Below are 17000 nucleotides of genomic sequence, written 5' to 3' on the forward strand. Positions count from 1 at the left end.
GTTTAGGCCGGGTTATCAATATCAATAAAGGTAACATCTAAACCGTGCTCTGCGGCGAGCCAATCGCCCAGAGCTTTCACGCCGTAGCGTTCGCTGGCGTGATGACCGGCAGCAAAAAAGTGCAGCCCCATTTCACGAGCAATATGAATCGTCTGCTCAGACACTTCCCCGGTGATAAAGGCATCAACGCCATAATCGGCAGCCTGTTGAATAAAGCCCTGGCCGCCTCCGGTACACCATGCCACCCGACGAATTTCTCGCGGCCCACCCTCGGAACTGTGCAAAACCTTGCGACCAAGCTGTTGCTCGATTTTCTGGTGGAAAGCTTCGGCGGGCACGGCAACCGGCAGTTCCCCGTAAGGGACCAACGGCATGATTTCACCTAGCACGTTGATCCCCAACAGGCGGGCTAGCTGCGCATTGTTACCTAACTCGGGGTGAGCGTCTAACGGCAGGTGGTAACCAAACAAATTAATATCGTTTAGCAGCAGGGTTTTCAAACGGTTACGTTTCATGCCACGCACCGCCGCCGGTTCATTTTTCCAGAAATAACCATGGTGGACGATAATAGTGTCCGCACCGTGTTGAACGGCTGCGTCCAGCAGTTTCTGGCTTGCGGTAACGCCGGTTACAATTCGCTTAACCTCAGTGCCGCCTTCAACCTGTAGGCCATTCGGCGCATAATCCTTGAAGGTGTCCACGGCCAGCTTCAGGTCGATTAATTTTTCTAGCTCAATATTGTTCATCACTTTCTTCCAATTTGCCAGGCGGAAAACTCGCGCCAGACGATTAAAACGTTTGGCTATCGCCCTGCTGCATAAAGATAAAGTTTACGCCGAGCTGATTACCCTGTTCAAGCTGGCGGATAATGTCGGCTCGAGGGTCTGCACCGGCGGTCAGGCTCGGTTTGATATGGCTGATCACCACTTTCAGGCCTTTCAAAGAACCTTCTCCACCGGCGTACTGCTGCAGATGCGCCAGCTCGCCGAGCAGCAATGTCGGGGTCAGATGCCCGAACAGCTGCTTATCGGGAATACCATTGGGGTAAGAAGTTTCAATAATAATGCCTTTCAGCCGATGCTGTTTAACCTCTTCACCGAGCACGCGCCAGATAGCATTCAAGTCTTGGGATTTCTCCAGCTTATCGGCCCCGGTATCGCCAAAGAAGGCAAAAGATTCCTGCTTTTGCGCGGTGGCTGCGGTGCTGACAAGCAGCATCGACGAACCCACGCCACCGTGACTGAGCGGATATATCACGCCGTTCAGCCCAACGTTGGCCAATGAAAAACGCTGACCGAACCGCTGTGCATTGAGACGATAAGTCCCCAGACGCTGGCCGCTGCCGGAGTCGCTGAAATTCGGCCATACTTTCCAGTTAAAATAGTATTGGCGCAGGGTATTAATGGTCTCGGTCGAGCCGTAAATGGTTTTTTTACTGTCCTGCGGCGAGGAGATGATTAAGCCAGCGAGATGGTCAAGGTGGCCATGGCTGATAAAATAACCGCTAATTAGATTACGGAAAACCGCGCCCTGCGGCGTGAGCGGCGCGGAGTTTGCTGCGGTAACTTGAGGAAAGCTGCCTTTCTCCAACGCCTTGCTGATGCCGGGTAAAACAGAACCGGCATCCAGCGCCAGAAATTGCTTCTGCGATTCGTCGCGCAGAAGATAAGAGGTGAGATTGCCCTCCTCGACGCCGCCGTGAACTCCCAGGGCGACGACTTGAAAACCAGCGCTGGCACTACTGGCCCAGCCTAATCCGACAGCTAAAGCGCCTGCCCTTAAGTATCGATTTGCTAAAAAAGGGGCCGTATTCCGGGATTTTTGCGTCATCACATCGCTCCATGCAGTGCTGAAAGGCAATCAAGGCGGGAGCCTTAATCCTCTGCCTGAGCACGACTCTTGGCTGCCTCGAAGGCTGCCAGCGTATCCTTGCGCGCTCGGGCGTGATCGATAATCGGACGAGGATAGTCTATCACGCGCCGGTGCTTCTCGGCCCATCGATGTGGCTGGTGAATATCTTTCTCCGGCACCTCGGCAAGCTCCGGCACCCAGGCCTTGATAAACTTGCCTTGCTTGTCGAATCGCTCGCCCTGCGTGGTGGGATTAAAAATGCGAAAATAAGGTGCGGAATCAGTACCGGTAGACGCACTCCACTGCCAGCCGCCATTATTGGCCGCCAGATCGCCATCCAGCAACTGCGACATAAAATAGCGTTCGCCGTGACGCCAGTCGATCAGCAGATCTTTTACCAGAAAACTGGAGACGATCATTCGCAGACGATTATGCATCCAGCCGGTGGCATTTAGCTGACGCATCGCTGCATCAACGATCGGATAGCCCGTTTTACCCTGCTGCCAGGCCTTCAAATCATCGGGTGCATCACGCCAGCGCACACCCTTTGTCCATTCAACAAACGGCTGATGCTTGCACAATGATGGCCAGGTCGCCAGCAGATGGCGGTAGAATTCGCGCCAAACTAGTTCGTTTAACCAACCAAAAGCACCACCGTCTGTTTTCTCTAAAAGATGAGGATGTTCGGTACGCAGGCGATTGAAACACTGTCGCGGTGAGATGACGCCAATCGCCAGATAGGGAGACAGCGTGCTGGTGCCGTCAATCGCGGGTAAATCTCGCTGTTCGATGTAATCTTCAACATTTTCGCGGCAAAATCGTCGCAAACGATCACGAGCGGCCTCTTCGCCAATCGGAAAATCATCGCCAATATCCTGCTGAGGATAGTCAAAAGGTTCTATCCTGTCGTCGTGGGCTTTATGCGCTTTTTTGCGCGCGTGCGGAGCTGGCAAGGAGCGGCTGTCTGACTCATTCAGGCGTTGCAGAAAAGCACGGCGAAACGGCGTGTAAACCTTATACATTTCACCGCTGCCGGTGGTCACCGAACCGGGTGGCAACAACAGACTGTCGTCAAAACGCTGAATTTGCAGTTTGGCAGACAGGGATTTATCGACCTCGGCGTCACGCTCGACCTCGTTAATCTCCACCTGATTATTATAATAAAGGGTGTCAACCTGCTGTTCTTCAGTGAATTTTTTTAGCCAGTTTATGCTGTCAGAAAACAGGTCGCACTGATGGTAATACAGTGGGATGCCGCGCTCTTTGAGCATCTCCTGCAAAGCCAGCAGATGCTGATAGATAAACGTGGCCTGACGAGGGGCCATATCATGGCGGTGCCACTGCTTGGGAGTGGCAATGAAAACGGCAATCACTTTGGCGTCTACATCTTCGCAGGCGGCGGACAGCGCGCGGTTATCAGTGACGCGTAAATCGTTACGAAACCAGACCAGGTGGGTGGTCATAACAAAATAATCCTTATACTTTTAATCACAATCTCAATGCCCATAGCGCAGGCGTAGGGCCTCGGGATAAGGTTCGAAATAGCGCTGCTGCTGTAAATAGGCATCGGGATATTCATGCATATAATGTTTTAGCAGTGTGATCGGTGCCAGCAGCGGTTGCATCCCTTGCCGATAATGGTCGATCAACTGTGCCAATTCCTGTCGCTGCCCGCTAGTCAGCTGTTTGCGGAAATAGCCCTGGACGTGCATCAACACGTTGGTGTGGTTGCGCCGTGTTGCCTTGTGAGTCATCAGGGTCATCAGCCGATTGCGATATTCGATAAAATATTCTTCCAGTGAAGACCATTTATCCATTGATGCCACAAAGCGCCCGAGGTCGCGATATTCAGGTTGAGAATGCGCCAGCAAAGAAAGCTTATAACGGCTATGAAATGCCATCAGTTTTCCGCGCGTCAAACCGGATTGGCGAAGCATCTTAAGTTCATAAAGCGCAAAAACTCGCTCGACAAAATTCTCACGCAGCACTGGATCGTTAAGGCGTCCGTCTTCTTCAATCGGCAACCACGGCAGTTGTTTTTGCAGCTCGGCGGTATAAATCCCCACCCCGCTTTTACTGTTGTCTTTGCTGTTTTCGCGATAAACACGCACCCGCTCCATGCCGCAGCTTGGGGACTTGGCGCAAAGAATATAACCGCAGAGGTGTTCGAGCGCGGCTACCCGCTGCTCGGAATACTGTTGCATTTTATCGGTAATATCGACGTCGGCATCATTGCTGAACTGCATGCGGATGCTATCACTCGTTTGTACCAGTCGCAGTGCGGGGCGAGGAGTGGGTAAGCCAATCGCCATTTCCGGGCAGACAGGTTCGAAGCGAACATAAGGAGCTAACTGCTCAACGGCAAAGGCCAGCCGTTTATGCCCACCGTCAAAACGAACCTTTTCTCCCAGCAGGCAGGCGCTGATCCCAATCGGAATTTGTTCACTCATTTGCGACTCCTGGCGGTTTTGCATTCCATGGCGCAGCAAAATCCTGCAGCGCCCTGATTAAACCTATACAAAAAAAATCAATTGTACAAGTTTACTCGCAAAGCAGAGACAAAAAAACCAGCCGATTATCTGGCTGGTTTATGTTGTTTTTATGCCATCTCAAACAAGCTTAGCCCATCGCGATGAAGGGATTAGTAAAAATATTGTCCGGCCATTTCTACCTGCGCCAGCCACAGCGGTTTGTCGCTGGTTTGCGCCCACGCGCGGTAAAGCGAACTGTAAAAACGTGCGCGATCTGAGCGAAACAGCATTACCGGCAGCGCAAAGATACCGATCAGGACCACGGCGGTGCGACGCAATAACAGGCGAGACAAGGAATACGGGGTGTAATCAGACATGGGAGTTCTCCAAAACGGCCAGCCTGAGGCCCTAACGCGATAATGGACCGAGACTGGGATGACTCATAGGTTGTTTAATGAACAAATATTATCGCAAAGGCTGTAACTTTACTACTGATCAGACCACTTATTGGCGAATAAAAGCACAATTCGGCCATTGCACTGTAATAAAGTTACATTTTTGTTAAAAACCTACTTATCGCTGGTTAATTAATCTATTTCTCGCCATTTTTATACTTTTTTTACACCACCGCCCCGCATCTTTTCAGGTTCTTTAGAAGCCGATCTTTACACTCGTTTTATCAATAAGGGTGAACGTCATTATATCTCCCCGTCATCTTTGCCTTAGCAGCAAGGAGGACGGGGAATCAATTCAAGGGGTGGTTTGTGAACACAGGTGTTATCTGCGGCGCACTGCTGGTGCTTTTACTGCTCGGCTATCTCGTTTATGCCTTGCTCAATGCGGAGGAGTTTTAAATGGCCGCTTCCGCTTTTTTACTGATCGCCAGCTTTATGCTGGTCTTGCTGCTGCTTGCTCATCCGCTGGGTAAATTTATTGCCCGGCTGATTGAGGGAGAAGTCGGCGTGGCTATTGCCGGTTTTGAACGCCGGGTCTTAGGCCTTGCGGGCAGCTCTGATGGGGAGATGGACTGGAAACAGTTCGCGATAGCCATCTTCAGCTTCAACCTGCTGGGCATCATCTTTTTGATGGCTATTCTGATGCTGCAAGGTGTATTGCCGTGGAATCCACAACATATGCCAAATATGTCGTGGGATCTGGCATTCAACACCGCCGTAAGCTTTGTGACCAACACCAACTGGCAGGCCTACAGCGGAGAAAGCACCTTAAGCTATTTCAGTCAAATGGTTGGGCTGACAGTGCAGAACTTCCTGTCGGCCGCCACCGGGATTGCCGTGGCCTTCGCGATGATCCGCGCCTTTGCCCGCCCGTCGGGGAAAACGCTGGGCAATGCCTGGACCGATTTAATTCGCATCACGCTGTATCTGCTGCTGCCGCTCTCTCTGCTACTGGCATTGTATTTCGTCAGTCAGGGCGTGCTGCAAAATATGGAAGCCTACCAGCACGTCACTACGCTGGAAGGCGCGCAGCAAATCCTGCCGATGGGACCGGTCGCATCTCAGGAGGCGATCAAGATGCTCGGCACCAACGGCGGCGGTTTCTTTGGGGTCAACTCGGCGCATCCGTTCGAGAACCCGACTGCGATGACCAATATGGTGCAGATGCTGGCAATCTTCCTTATCCCCTGCGCGCTGTGCTTCTCGTTTGGCCGCGTGGTGGGCGACAGCCGTCAAGGTCATGCGCTGCTGTGGACCATGTCATTGATCTTTGTGGTTTGTGTGGTGATCGTGATGGCCGCCGAACTACAGGGCAATCCGCACCTGTCAGCCCTGGGCGCTGCCAGCAACATTAATATGGAAGGCAAAGAGGCGCGCTTCGGCATCCTGGCTTCCAGCATGTTCAGCGTGATCACCACCGCCGCCTCATGTGGTGCGGTCAACGCGATGCTCGACTCATTTACCGCGCTGGGTGGCATGATCCCACTGTGGCTGATGCAGATTGGCGAAGTGATATTCGGCGGCGTCGGCTCAGGCCTTTACGGCATGCTGCTGTTTGTATTACTGACAGTGTTTATTGCCGGGTTGATGATTGGCCGCACGCCGGAGTATCTCGGTAAAAAAATCGACGTCTTCGATATGAAAATGACCGCGCTGGCGATCCTGGTTACGCCGACGCTGGTTCTTCTCGGCACTGCGCTGGCCCTTATCAGCCCCGCCGGATTAACAGGGATTGCCAATCCCGGCGCACACGGATTCACCGAGGTGCTGTATGCCTACTCATCAGCGGCGAATAACAACGGGAGCGCCTTTGCCGGACTGAGCGTTAACACGCCTTTCTATAACCTGACGCTGGCGGTCACCATGTTCTTCGGCCGCTTCGGCGTGATTTTGCCGGTATTGGCTATCTGCGGTTCGCTGGTAGCGAAAAAACGCCAACCCGCAGGCAACGGGACGTTACCGACCTCAGGACCGCTGTTTATCGGCCTGCTGATCGGCACCATCCTGCTGGTCGGCGCGCTGACCTTTATTCCGGCGCTGGCGCTGGGTCCAGTGGCTGAACATTTACAGGTGTGGCTGGCGAAGTAACCCAGGCACCTTGCACAACAGATGGTAAAGAGAGAAGACGATGACTCGCAAAACACGTGCCTTGTTTGAACCCCGGTTAATCCGCACCGCCATTTTCGACGCGGTGAAAAAGCTGAGTCCGCGCGTTCAGTGGCGAAATCCGGTGATGTTCGTGGTGTATCTAGGCAGTATTCTCACCACGCTTATCTGGCTGGCGATTTTGCTGGGTAAAACCGAGGGCAGCGCCGGATTCACCGGCAGCGTTTCCCTGTGGCTGTGGTTTACCGTGCTGTTTGCCAACTTTGCCGAGGCATTGGCAGAGGGTCGCAGCAAGGCACAGGCCGAGAGCCTGAAAGGCGTACAGAAAACGAGCTGGGCGAAAAAACTTTATGAGGCGCGCTACGAATCACCGCCTATCAAAGTTGCGGCAGACAGCCTGCGCAAGGGTGACTTTGTGCTGATCGAAGCGGGTGACACTGTGCCTTGCGACGGTGAGGTGCTGGAAGGCGGAGCCTCGGTAGATGAAAGCGCCATAACCGGCGAATCTGCTCCGGTTATCCGTGAATCGGGCGGTGACTTTTCATCAGTTACCGGCGGGACCCGCGTGCTGTCCGACTGGCTGATCGTTGAATGTACCGTCAACCCTGGTGAAACTTTCCTCGACAGAATGATTGCCATGGTAGAAGGCGCGAAACGCCGCAAAACACCAAACGAGGTGGCGCTGACTATCTTGCTGGTCGCTCTGACGCTGGTGTTTGTGCTCGCCACCGCCACGCTGTATCCGTTCTCGCTGTTCAGCGTTGACGCCAGCCATGCCGGAACGCCAGTCACCGTGACCGTGCTGGTCGCGCTGCTGGTGTGCCTGATCCCGACCACCATCGGCGGCCTGTTATCGGCCATCGGCGTGGCGGGAATGAGCCGTATGTTAGAGGCCAACGTGATCGCCACCAGCGGCCGCGCGGTCGAAGCGGCTGGCGACGTCGACGTGTTGCTGCTGGATAAAACCGGCACCATCACGCTGGGTAACCGCCAGGCGGCACAGTTTTTACCGGCTCCCGGGGTCAGTGAGCAAGAACTTGCCGATGCGGCACAGCTGTCTTCACTGGCCGATGAAACGCCGGAAGGACGCAGCATCGTAGTATTGGCAAAACAACGCTTTAACCTGCGCGAACGCGACATCAAATCGCTGAACGCCACTTTTATCGCCTTCTCGGCGCAAACGCGTATGAGTGGCGTCAACATTGGCGAGCGGATTATTCGAAAAGGTGCTGTGGATGCGATTCGCCGTCACGTAGAAACCAATCAGGGGCACTTCCCGCCGGCGGTAGAAGGCCTGGTTGAAACCGTCGCTCGAAAAGGCGGTACTCCGCTGGTGGTTGCTGAAGGCGCGCGCGTGCTTGGCGTAGTTGAACTGAAAGACATCGTTAAAGGGGGCATTAAAGAACGCTTCTCCGAGCTGCGCAAGATGGGCATCAAAACGGTGATGATCACCGGGGATAACCGCTTGACCGCCGCCGCGATTGCCGCCGAAGCGGGCGTTGATGACTTTCTGGCAGAAGCGACACCGGAAGCCAAGCTGGCCTTGATTCGCCAGTATCAGTCCGAAGGGCGTCTGGTCGCAATGACCGGTGATGGCACCAACGATGCTCCCGCACTGGCACAGGCTGACGTGGCGGTGGCGATGAACTCGGGAACCCAGGCCGCTAAAGAAGCCGGAAACATGGTCGATTTGGACTCTAACCCGACCAAGCTGATTGAAGTCGTTCACATCGGGAAACAGATGCTGATGACGCGAGGTTCGCTGACCACTTTCAGTATTGCCAATGACGTGGCGAAGTACTTTGCCATCATTCCGGCAGCGTTTGCGGCGACCTATCCGCAGCTCAACGCGCTGAACGTGATGCATCTGCACTCGCCGTCGTCGGCCATTATGTCGGCGGTTATTTTTAACGCGTTGGTGATCGTGTTTCTGATCCCTCTGGCGCTGCGCGGGGTGAGCTACAAACCCATGAGCGCCGCCGCGCTGCTGCGTCGTAATCTGTGGATTTATGGGGTCGGCGGGCTGCTGGTGCCTTTCGTGGGCATCAAGGCTATTGACCTGATCCTTACCGTGCTGCATCTGGCCTGATTGCCGCATCGTTTATGAGTAGTTGGAAGAAAGGAATACATCAATGAGTATCGCTATTCGTCACCATTATTTCCGCCCTTCGCTGGTACTGCTGGTGCTGTTTACACTGATAACCGGTGTGGCGTATCCGCTATTGACCACCGGTTTGTCGGCGCTGCTGTTTCGCGCACCGGCACAGGGTTCACTGATTTACACTGCCGGTAAGCCGGTGGGTTCAGCCCTGATTGGTCAATCGTTTACCCGCATGGATTATTTTTGGGGGCGACCTTCCGCCACCTCGGATAGCGCCTATAATGCGATGGCATCCTCGGGGAGCAATCTTGCGGTCAGCAATCCGGCGCTTGATAAAGCAGTGGCCGATCGCGTGGCGGCACTGCGTAAGGCCAACCCAACCAGCTCGCCGCAGGTGCCCGTTGATTTGGTGACGGCCTCAGCCAGCGGACTTGACCCGCATCTTTCTGTTGATGCCGCACTTTGGCAGGCACAGCGCGTGGCAACGGCCAGAAATCTGACTCGCGACCAAGTGGTACAACTTATTGCAGCAAATACTTCAACACCGCTGGCGGCATTTACCGGACAATCGGTAGTAAATGTGCTGCAATTGAATCTGGCTTTGGATGCGTTAACTACTCAATAAGAAGAGACAGTATGGTAGACGAAGAGACGCAGCGGCCCAACCCTGACAGCCTGTTGGCCCTGGCCAATGAAAAGCCGCGCGGCCAGTTGAAAATCTTCTTTGGCGCCTGTGCTGGCGTAGGGAAAACCTACGCCATGCTACAGGAGGCGCAACGACTGCGCGCCACCGGATTAGACGTGGTGGTCGGCGTAGTCGAAACCCACGGCCGCAAAGAAACACAGGCAATGTTGCCCGGCCTCGACTTGCTTCCCCCCAAGCGCATTCCCCACCGTGGCCGCCAGCTGCTTGAGTTCGATCTCGACGCCGCACTGGCACGCCATCCCGCCCTTATCCTGATGGACGAATTGGCGCACAGCAACGCCACCGGTTCGCGCCATCCCAAACGCTGGCAGGACATTGAAGAGCTGCTCGACGCAGGGATTGACGTTTTCACCACCGTTAACGTTCAGCATCTTGAAAGCCTCAATGACGTGGTTAGCGGCGTGACCGGCATCATTATCCGTGAAACTGTGCCGGACCATATTTTCGATCAGGCCGATGAAGTGGTACTGGTTGACCTTCCCCCCGACGACCTGCGCCAGCGCCTGAAAGAGGGCAAAGTCTATATTCCCGGCCAGGCTGAACGGGCGATTGAACACTTCTTCCGCAAGGGCAATCTTATCGCCCTGCGTGAGCTTTCCCTGCGCCGCACCGCCGATCGCGTCGATGAGCAGATGCGCGAGTTCCGCGACACACAGGGACGCGAGCGTATTTGGCACACCCGTGACGCGCTGCTGCTGTGTATCGGCCACGACAGCGGCAGTGAAAAACTGGTGCGCGTAGCGGCCAGACTGGCTGCGCGGCTGGGCTGCGCGTGGCATGCGGTTTACGTCGAAACCCCGCGGCTGCATCGCCTGCCTGAAGGCCAGCGGCGGGCCATTTTGCGTGCGCTGAAATTGGCGCAGGAGCTGGGAGCCGAAACGGCTACGCTATCCGAACCGCAGGAAGAGCAGGCGATTCTGCGCTATGCCCGCGAACATTATCTCGGCAAAATTGTGCTTGGTCGTCGCAAAGAGCGTCGTTTTAAATGGCGCACGACATTGATTGACCGGCTGGCGAAAATCGGTCCCGAGCTTGACCTGCTGATCGTCAGTCTCGAGGAAACTGCCCCGGCAAGTCTGCGCAAAGAGTCCGATGCACGAACCTTCAGTGAACGTTTTCGCCGTCAGCTTCAGGGCTGCGCCGTGGCGGTATTAATGTGTGCGCTGATCACTTTTATCTCACAGTTTCTGGTGCCGTTTTTTGACCCCGCCAACCTGATCATGGTTTATTTGCTCGGCGTAGTGATTGTTGCTCTGTTCTACGGGCGTTGGCCGTCGGTATTCGCGGCAGTGATTAATGTCGCCAGCTTTGACCTGTTTCTGGTGCAGCCACGCGGCTCGTTTGCGGTGACCGACGCGCAATATCTGCTGACCTTCGCAGTAATGCTGACAGTTGGAGTGCTGATTGGTAATTTGACTGCCGGAGTGCGCTATCAGGCGCGCATTGCCCGCCATCGCGAAAAACGTGCACAGCATCTTTATGAAATGTCCAAAGGATTGAGTCAGGCAATGACGCCGGAGGCGATAGCACAGACCAGCCGTCACTTTATTTCTACGACTCTGAAGGCCAAAACGGCAGTTCTGCTGCCGCGGCCCGGCGCGGTCGAAGAAGGCACGCTGGATCTTGAGCAAAGCGAGGTAGCCTCTGGTCAGGCGATTGCAGTCGATCAGGCCATTGCCCGCTGGAGTTTTGACAAACAATCTCCCGCCGGAGCGGGTACCGATACCCTGCCCGGCGTGCCTTATCAGCTGCTGCCACTGGTCGCCTCGGGAAAAACCCTGGGCCTGCTGGCAGTAGAACCGGCCAACGTGCGGCAGTTGCTGGTACCGGAGCAACAGCGCCTGCTGCAAACCTTTACCGTACTGATTGCCAATGCGCTGGAGCGTTTGCAGCTGGCGGCCAGCGCCGAAAGCGCGCGTCTGGAAACCGAACGCGAGCAGCTTCGAAACTCCTTGCTGGCTGCGCTGTCACACGATTTGCGCACACCGCTGACCGTGCTTTTCGGTCAGGCAGAGATTCTGACACTGGACTTGGCCAGCGAGGGTTCCGCCTACGCGCCACAGGCCAATCAGATACGTCAGCAGGTGTTGAGCACCACCCGACTGGTCAACAACCTGTTGGATATGGCGCGCATTCAGTCCGGCGGATTTAACTTACGCAAAGAATGGCAGTCGGTTGAGGAGATAATCGGCAGCGCACTGCGCATGCTCGAGCTGCTGCTCAGCACGCACCAGATAATTGTCGATCTGCCCGATGAGATGTTACTGGTCAACTGTGATGCCAGCCTGATTGAACGCGTTTTTATCAATCTGCTGGAGAATGCGCATAAATACGCCGGAGTGCGGGCGCTGATCACAGTCAAGGCGCGAGCCAGCGAAGATATATTGGAAATCACGGTTGCAGACAACGGTCCGGGTATTATTGCCGGTGGCGAGCGGCAAATATTCGAGAAATTTTCACGCGGTAATAAAGAATCGGCGATCCCCGGTGTTGGCTTGGGATTAGCAATTTGTCATGCCATTATAGAGGTACACGACGGGCGTATCTGGGCCGAAAACAACCCGGAAGGCGGCGCGAAATTCTGCTTTACGCTACCGCTGGAGAAGCTGCCAGTTCTGGAATCAATTGAACTGGAATCCATAGAACCCACACCAAAAGACATCCCATAGATGAGCCTGACCCCGGTAAATATTCTGATTGTCGAAGATGAGAAAGAGATCCGTCGCTTTGTTCGCACCGCGCTGGAGGGGGAAGGCATGAAAGTTTTTGAGAGCGAAACGCTGCAGCGTGGGCTGATTGAAGCCGGAACCCGTAAGCCAGATCTGGTCATTCTCGATCTTGGCCTGCCGGACGGTGATGGGTTGGACTACATCCGCGATTTGCGTCACTGGAGCAGTATCCCGATTATTGTCCTGTCTGCCCGCACCGGCGAAGAGGACAAAATTGCCGCGCTCGACGCCGGAGCAGACGATTTTCTCACTAAACCTTTTGGCGTCGGTGAACTGCTGGCCAGAGTCCGTGTTTCTTTGCGCCGCCATGCAGGCGGTCAGCAGGAAAGCCCGCAGGTCTGTTTTGCCGATGTTACCGTTGATTTGATTAACCGGCGCGTGCAGCGTAACGGAGAAGATCTGCACCTCACGCCGATTGAATTCCGTTTACTGGCCGAATTGCTGGCAAACAGCGGCAAAGTCATTACTCAGCGGCAGTTACTCAGTCATGTCTGGGGTCCAAACTACGTTGAGCACAGCCATTATTTACGTATTTATATGGGCCATTTGCGGCAGAAGCTCGAGCTGGATGCCGCTCGCCCTCGCCATTTACTCACTGAAACCGGAGTCGGTTATCGCTTTATGCCCTGAGCTTTAGTGTTCCGCGGGTTTACGTTCAATTGCCAGCGTTCTTGCATTTAGATATTCCTTTTTTGCAGTCTGGAGAATGGCAAAAAAAGGTCATAAAAAAAGCGCTGTATAAACAGCGCCTTATTTAGATTTGATATGAACCGGAGAAATTATTTAGCGTCGGCTAATACTTTGCTGACAATTTCCACGGCTTCTTTTTCGATTTGTTCACGGTGCTCGGCACCCAGGAAGCTTTCACAATAAATCTTGTAAGCTTCTTCTGTGCCCGATGGGCGTGCCGCGAACCAGCCATTTTTAGTCATCACTTTCAGTCCACCAATAGAAGCGCCGTTGCCCGGAGCCTTGGTCAGACGCTCGGTGATTGGGTCACCCGCCAGCGTATCGGCTTTGACCTGCTCAGGAGAAAGCTTGGATAACGCAGCTTTCTGCGCGTGAGTCGCAGGAGCCTGAATACGGTTGTAGCTCGGAGCACCGAAGCGCGCGGCCAGTTCATCGTAGTGCTGCTGCGGATTCTTGCCGGTCACGGCGGTGATTTCGGCTGCCAGCAGGCACAGGATGATGCCGTCTTTATCGGTTGACCACGGAGTACCGTCGAAACGCAGGAACGACGCCCCCGCGCTTTCTTCACCGCCGAAACCAAAGCTGCCGTCAAACAGACCATCAACGAACCATTTGAAGCCAACAGGAACTTCAACCAGTTTACGGCCAAGGTCAGCCACCACGCGGTCGATCATTGCGCTTGAAACCAGCGTTTTACCCACGGCGACATCGGCGCCCCACTGTGGACGATGCTGGAACAGGTAATTAATTGCAACGGCCAGATAATGGTTCGGATTCATCAGGCCTTTCGGCGTAACGATGCCGTGGCGGTCATAATCCGGGTCATTGGCAAAGGCCAGGTCGAACTTGTCTTTCAATGCCAGCAGGCCGCCCATCGCGAATTCAGACGAGCAGTCCATGCGGATCACACCGTCGTGGTCAAGATGCATAAAGCGGAAAGTCTGATCGACAGAATCGTTAACCAGTGTCAGGTCCAGCTTGTAGTGCTCGGCAATGCGTTTCCAGTATTCGATACCTGAACCACCCAGCGGATCAACACCGAGTTTCAGGCCGGCTTTCTGAATTGCCGGGAAATCGATAATGTTGACCAGATCTTCAACATAACCCTGCACCAGATCTTGCTCTTTCAGATGAGCGCCCTGCCAGGCTTTATCCAGCGACTGGCGCTTGACGCCTTTCAGGCCGTCGGCAATCAGCACGTTAGCGCGTTTTTCAATGACAGAGGTCAGATCGGTATCAGCCGGACCGCCGTTGGTCGGGTTATATTTAATGCCACCGTCTTCAGGTGGATTGTGCGACGGAGTAATAACGATGCCGTCAGCTTTCACGCCGCCCTTTTTATTGTGGGTCAGAATGGCATGAGATACCGCAGGCGTAGGAGTGAAGCCATTGTTTTCCTGAACAATAACGTCGACGCCATTGGCAGTCAGAACTTCCAGCACGGAAATAAATGCCGGCTCAGACAACGCGTGGGTGTCTTTACCTACGTAGCATGGACCGGTAGTCCCCTGCTCCTTGCGCACTTCCGCGATAGCCTGAGCAATCGCCAAAATGTGTGATTCGTTGAAGCTGTGACGCCCGGCGCTACCGCGATGTCCAGAAGTACCAAATTTAACTGCATGGGCAGTGTTGGCCGGATCGGGTTGCAGCACGTAATACTGTGACGTAAGTTGTGCAACGTTAATCAAATCGCTTTGCTGAGCAGGTTGCCCTGCACGGGGGTTGTTAGCCACTGGCATTTCTCCCTAATGCTGTATTAAAGGGTGCCGCAAACTTTATCGGTCAGTTCGGCTGGGAACTGCATCAATTGCATGATGTGTTCGATCATGCTGCGTTTACGACCGGTGTTGGTATTGGTGATAACCCAGTAAGGGGTTCCAGGAACGTGCTTTGGCTTGGTATGGATTCCGTTTTGCAGCAACGTTTGTTGGTCGCCGGCAAAATAAGTCCGTGTACGGCCATGTAAAGACTCGGTCGCAACCGCAAATTCTTTCGGATTAAGCGTATAAAGCGTGGTGAGGATCAGCATGAAACGGTTAACCGCTCTGGTCTGTTCTGCATATTCGTCTGACAGCAAGAGTTCACGCACCGCACGCACGCGATTGGCAGGCGTGTTGGCAACGACCGCTGCTGGTTTCTCTGCCGATGCTGCGCTGGCATTGGTTTTTGCAGCAGTCTGCACTTCCTGGCCGGCAGTAAATTTCAGCATCCGCCGTATAATGTCTGATGCACTTTCACCGATATGCTGCGTGTGGCTCGCGATATAGCGGTAAAGCTCTTCATCAACCTCAATCGTTTTCATCTTTATCCAGTACTGTTTTTCTACTTAATTTATTCAAAGGATTATACAAATTAAACTGCGCGAACAAAAAGGCGAAATCGCCCAATTATTCAAAAAGCAGACAAAACCTTATATCCTGGTTAACCTCAGCGTGCGCTTTGCTTTATCACGCACAGGGTTCTGACAGAAATTCTTCCGCGACTCATGATAACCTAATGAGATCCTTACCTGTAATAAATGTCTGCACGGACCTTGTCATGAAATTACATTATCGACTGCAACAAGCTGAATCTTCCACTTCTACCGCCCTGCCGGTACTGTTAGTCCATGGCCTGTTTGGCACGCTGGATAATCTCGGCGTGTTGGCGCGCGACCTGAAACAACAGCATAGTGTGCTACAGGTAGATTTGCGTAATCACGGGCTTTCAGAACGCTCGGATGAAATGACTTATCAAAAAATGGCTGAAGATTTGCTCGAAACGCTGGATGACGTCAGCTTCGACAAGGTGATCGTCATCGGTCACTCGATGGGCGCCAAGGCCGCAATGGCGCTGACTGCCGTGGCTCCAGAGCGTATCGATAAGCTCATCGCCATCGATATGGCACCCGTTGATTATCAGACTCGTCGTCATGACGAGATTTTCGCCGCGCTGAATGCGGTGACCGAAGCCGGTATTAAAGACCGCGCGGGCGCGACACAACTGATGCAGCAATACGCAACAGAAGATGGCGTGATTCAGTTTCTGTTGAAGTCTTTTTCACAGGGTGAATGGCGCTTTAACGTCCCGGTGTTGCTGGCAGAATACGCTAACATCATTGGCTGGCAAAACGTGCCGTCCTGGCCACATCCGGCACTGTTTATTCGCGGCGGAGAATCCCCTTACGTGCAGGATAGCTATCGCAGCGCCATTGCCAGTCAATTCCCTCAGGCGCGCGCCTATGTGGTCGCCGGAAGTGGTCATTGGGTACACGCTGAAAAACCCGAAGCAGTGTTGCGCGCAATTCATCGCTTCATTGATGTGCCGTGATTAATGAACAATGAGTGCGCAAGCGCGGAAATTTCTTGCCGAAGCACACTCAACTGTTCAAAAAAAGGGCTAATCATAATAACTTAGCCTCTATTCAGGGCAGTTAGGCGTTGTGGAGGGATATACGCTAGGGTATGATTGCGCGCTGTAATTTTGCCCCTGCGTCGAGTTGGTTATTCTCGGGCGCTGGAGGTAAATTGGGTTAGGGTTTATTAACCCGAAATGTGTAACCACTTCATCTGAAAAGGGCATGAGTCGCTTTTCGATGTAACTTCCCTAGTTGTACCGCTACCTATGGCAAAAGAACAACTGGATCGCACGACGCTTGATCTGTTCGCAGACGATCGCCGTCCGGGACGTCCAAAAACAAATCCGCTTTCTCGCGATGAACAGCTTAGGATTAACAAGCGTAATCAGCTTCGCCGTGACAAAAACAACGGTTTACGTCGCGTAGAGCTGAAAATTAATGCCGAAGCTGTAGATGCGCTTAATAAGCTGGCGGAACAACAAAATATCAGTCGTAGCGAACTGATTGAACAGATGCTGCTGTCTCATTTGAACAATCAGGAAAGCTGACCGATT

15 protein-coding genes are annotated in these 17000 nt (G+C 53.7%); 8 read left to right on the forward strand and 7 right to left on the reverse strand.

What is annotated here, in order from left to right; translation table 11 throughout:
* Nucleotides 1-2 precede the first annotated feature (2 nt).
* The 5 genes from AB3G37_RS18670 to AB3G37_RS18690 all read right to left on the reverse strand — a co-directional run bounded on the left by AB3G37_RS18670 (nt 3) and on the right by AB3G37_RS18690 (nt 4699).
* The gene (locus AB3G37_RS18670; protein ID WP_369788753.1) at nt 3-746 is read right to left on the reverse strand and encodes a type 2 GTP cyclohydrolase I; all 744 of its coding nucleotides are present in this window, start codon (nt 744-746) and stop codon (nt 3-5) included.
* Nucleotides 747-789: 43 nt separating this feature from the next.
* Complete coding sequence (locus tag AB3G37_RS18675; protein WP_369788754.1) at nt 790-1830, reverse strand: MBL fold metallo-hydrolase; 1041 nt, start codon at nt 1828-1830, stop codon at nt 790-792.
* Between the two features lie 44 nt (nt 1831-1874).
* On the reverse strand, nt 1875-3314 hold the full coding sequence (gene phrB, locus AB3G37_RS18680; protein ID WP_369788755.1) for a deoxyribodipyrimidine photo-lyase: 1440 nt from the start codon (nt 3312-3314) through the stop codon (nt 1875-1877).
* Between the two features lie 33 nt (nt 3315-3347).
* The gene (locus tag AB3G37_RS18685) at nt 3348-4301 is read right to left on the reverse strand and encodes a DUF523 and DUF1722 domain-containing protein (RefSeq protein ID WP_009636854.1); all 954 of its coding nucleotides are present in this window, start codon (nt 4299-4301) and stop codon (nt 3348-3350) included.
* 191 nt (nt 4302-4492) lie between these two features.
* Nucleotides 4493-4699: a YbfA family protein gene (locus AB3G37_RS18690; RefSeq protein WP_009636855.1), complete on the reverse strand. Its 207-nt coding sequence runs from the start codon at nt 4697-4699 to the stop codon at nt 4493-4495.
* Between the two features lie 387 nt (nt 4700-5086).
* Here AB3G37_RS18690 and AB3G37_RS18695 point away from each other — a divergent pair, with 387 nt between their 5' ends.
* The 6 genes from AB3G37_RS18695 to kdpE are packed head-to-tail and all read left to right on the forward strand — an operon-like array spanning nt 5087 to nt 13049.
* Entirely contained in the window at nt 5087-5176 is a 90-nt protein-coding gene (locus AB3G37_RS18695; protein ID WP_071988425.1) for a K(+)-transporting ATPase subunit F, read from the forward strand.
* Nucleotides 5177-6865, forward strand: a complete 1689-nt coding sequence (kdpA, locus tag AB3G37_RS18700; RefSeq protein ID WP_369788756.1) for a potassium-transporting ATPase subunit KdpA — start codon at nt 5177-5179, stop codon at nt 6863-6865. It begins immediately after the preceding gene.
* A gap of 40 nt (nt 6866-6905) precedes the next feature.
* On the forward strand, nt 6906-8972 hold the full coding sequence (gene kdpB, locus AB3G37_RS18705) for a potassium-transporting ATPase subunit KdpB (RefSeq protein ID WP_009636857.1): 2067 nt from the start codon (nt 6906-6908) through the stop codon (nt 8970-8972).
* A gap of 43 nt (nt 8973-9015) precedes the next feature.
* On the forward strand, nt 9016-9609 hold the full coding sequence (gene kdpC / locus AB3G37_RS18710) for a potassium-transporting ATPase subunit KdpC (RefSeq protein WP_369788757.1): 594 nt from the start codon (nt 9016-9018) through the stop codon (nt 9607-9609).
* Between the two features lie 11 nt (nt 9610-9620).
* On the forward strand, nt 9621-12359 hold the full coding sequence (gene kdpD / locus AB3G37_RS18715) for a two-component system sensor histidine kinase KdpD (RefSeq protein WP_369788758.1): 2739 nt from the start codon (nt 9621-9623) through the stop codon (nt 12357-12359).
* Nucleotides 12360-13049, forward strand: coding sequence for a two-component system response regulator KdpE (kdpE, locus tag AB3G37_RS18720; RefSeq protein ID WP_369788759.1), 690 nt, complete (start codon nt 12360-12362; stop codon nt 13047-13049). It abuts the gene before it with no gap.
* 149 nt (nt 13050-13198) lie between these two features.
* Here the strand turns inward: kdpE and pgm are convergent, their stop codons facing one another.
* The gene (pgm, locus tag AB3G37_RS18725) at nt 13199-14842 is read right to left on the reverse strand and encodes a phosphoglucomutase (alpha-D-glucose-1,6-bisphosphate-dependent) (RefSeq protein ID WP_369788760.1); all 1644 of its coding nucleotides are present in this window, start codon (nt 14840-14842) and stop codon (nt 13199-13201) included.
* A gap of 23 nt (nt 14843-14865) precedes the next feature.
* Entirely contained in the window at nt 14866-15411 is a 546-nt protein-coding gene (seqA, locus tag AB3G37_RS18730) for a replication initiation negative regulator SeqA (RefSeq protein WP_009636862.1), read from the reverse strand.
* Between the two features lie 236 nt (nt 15412-15647).
* Between seqA and ybfF the strand changes: the two genes are divergently transcribed.
* Both ybfF and ybfE read left to right on the forward strand, forming a co-directional pair.
* Nucleotides 15648-16418 (forward strand): esterase, encoded by a 771-nt coding sequence (gene ybfF / locus AB3G37_RS18735; protein WP_369788761.1) that lies wholly within the window; start codon nt 15648-15650, stop codon nt 16416-16418.
* Nucleotides 16419-16712: 294 nt separating this feature from the next.
* Complete coding sequence (ybfE, locus tag AB3G37_RS18740; protein ID WP_009636864.1) at nt 16713-16994, forward strand: LexA regulated protein; 282 nt, start codon at nt 16713-16715, stop codon at nt 16992-16994.
* The last annotated feature ends 6 nt before the right edge of the window (nt 16995-17000 follow it).

The organism is Rouxiella sp. WC2420 (genome assembly GCF_041200025.1).
Lineage (GTDB): Bacteria > Pseudomonadota > Gammaproteobacteria > Enterobacterales > Enterobacteriaceae > Rouxiella.

Coding starts and splice junctions, on each gene's coding strand:
- AB3G37_RS18670 (WP_369788753.1), bottom strand. CDS start 746: ATGAACAATATTGAGCTAGAAAAATTAATCGACCTGAAGCTGGCCGTG.
- AB3G37_RS18675 (WP_369788754.1), bottom strand. CDS start 1,830: ATGACGCAAAAATCCCGGAATACGGCCCCTTTTTTAGCAAATCGATAC.
- phrB (WP_369788755.1), bottom strand. CDS start 3,314: ATGACCACCCACCTGGTCTGGTTTCGTAACGATTTACGCGTCACTGAT.
- AB3G37_RS18685 (WP_009636854.1), bottom strand. CDS start 4,301: ATGAGTGAACAAATTCCGATTGGGATCAGCGCCTGCCTGCTGGGAGAA.
- AB3G37_RS18690 (WP_009636855.1), bottom strand. CDS start 4,699: ATGTCTGATTACACCCCGTATTCCTTGTCTCGCCTGTTATTGCGTCGC.
- kdpA (WP_369788756.1), top strand. CDS start 5,177: ATGGCCGCTTCCGCTTTTTTACTGATCGCCAGCTTTATGCTGGTCTTG.
- kdpB (WP_009636857.1), top strand. CDS start 6,906: ATGACTCGCAAAACACGTGCCTTGTTTGAACCCCGGTTAATCCGCACC.
- kdpC (WP_369788757.1), top strand. CDS start 9,016: ATGAGTATCGCTATTCGTCACCATTATTTCCGCCCTTCGCTGGTACTG.
- kdpD (WP_369788758.1), top strand. CDS start 9,621: ATGGTAGACGAAGAGACGCAGCGGCCCAACCCTGACAGCCTGTTGGCC.
- kdpE (WP_369788759.1), top strand. CDS start 12,360: ATGAGCCTGACCCCGGTAAATATTCTGATTGTCGAAGATGAGAAAGAG.
- seqA (WP_009636862.1), bottom strand. CDS start 15,411: ATGAAAACGATTGAGGTTGATGAAGAGCTTTACCGCTATATCGCGAGC.
- ybfF (WP_369788761.1), top strand. CDS start 15,648: ATGAAATTACATTATCGACTGCAACAAGCTGAATCTTCCACTTCTACC.
- ybfE (WP_009636864.1), top strand. CDS start 16,713: ATGGCAAAAGAACAACTGGATCGCACGACGCTTGATCTGTTCGCAGAC.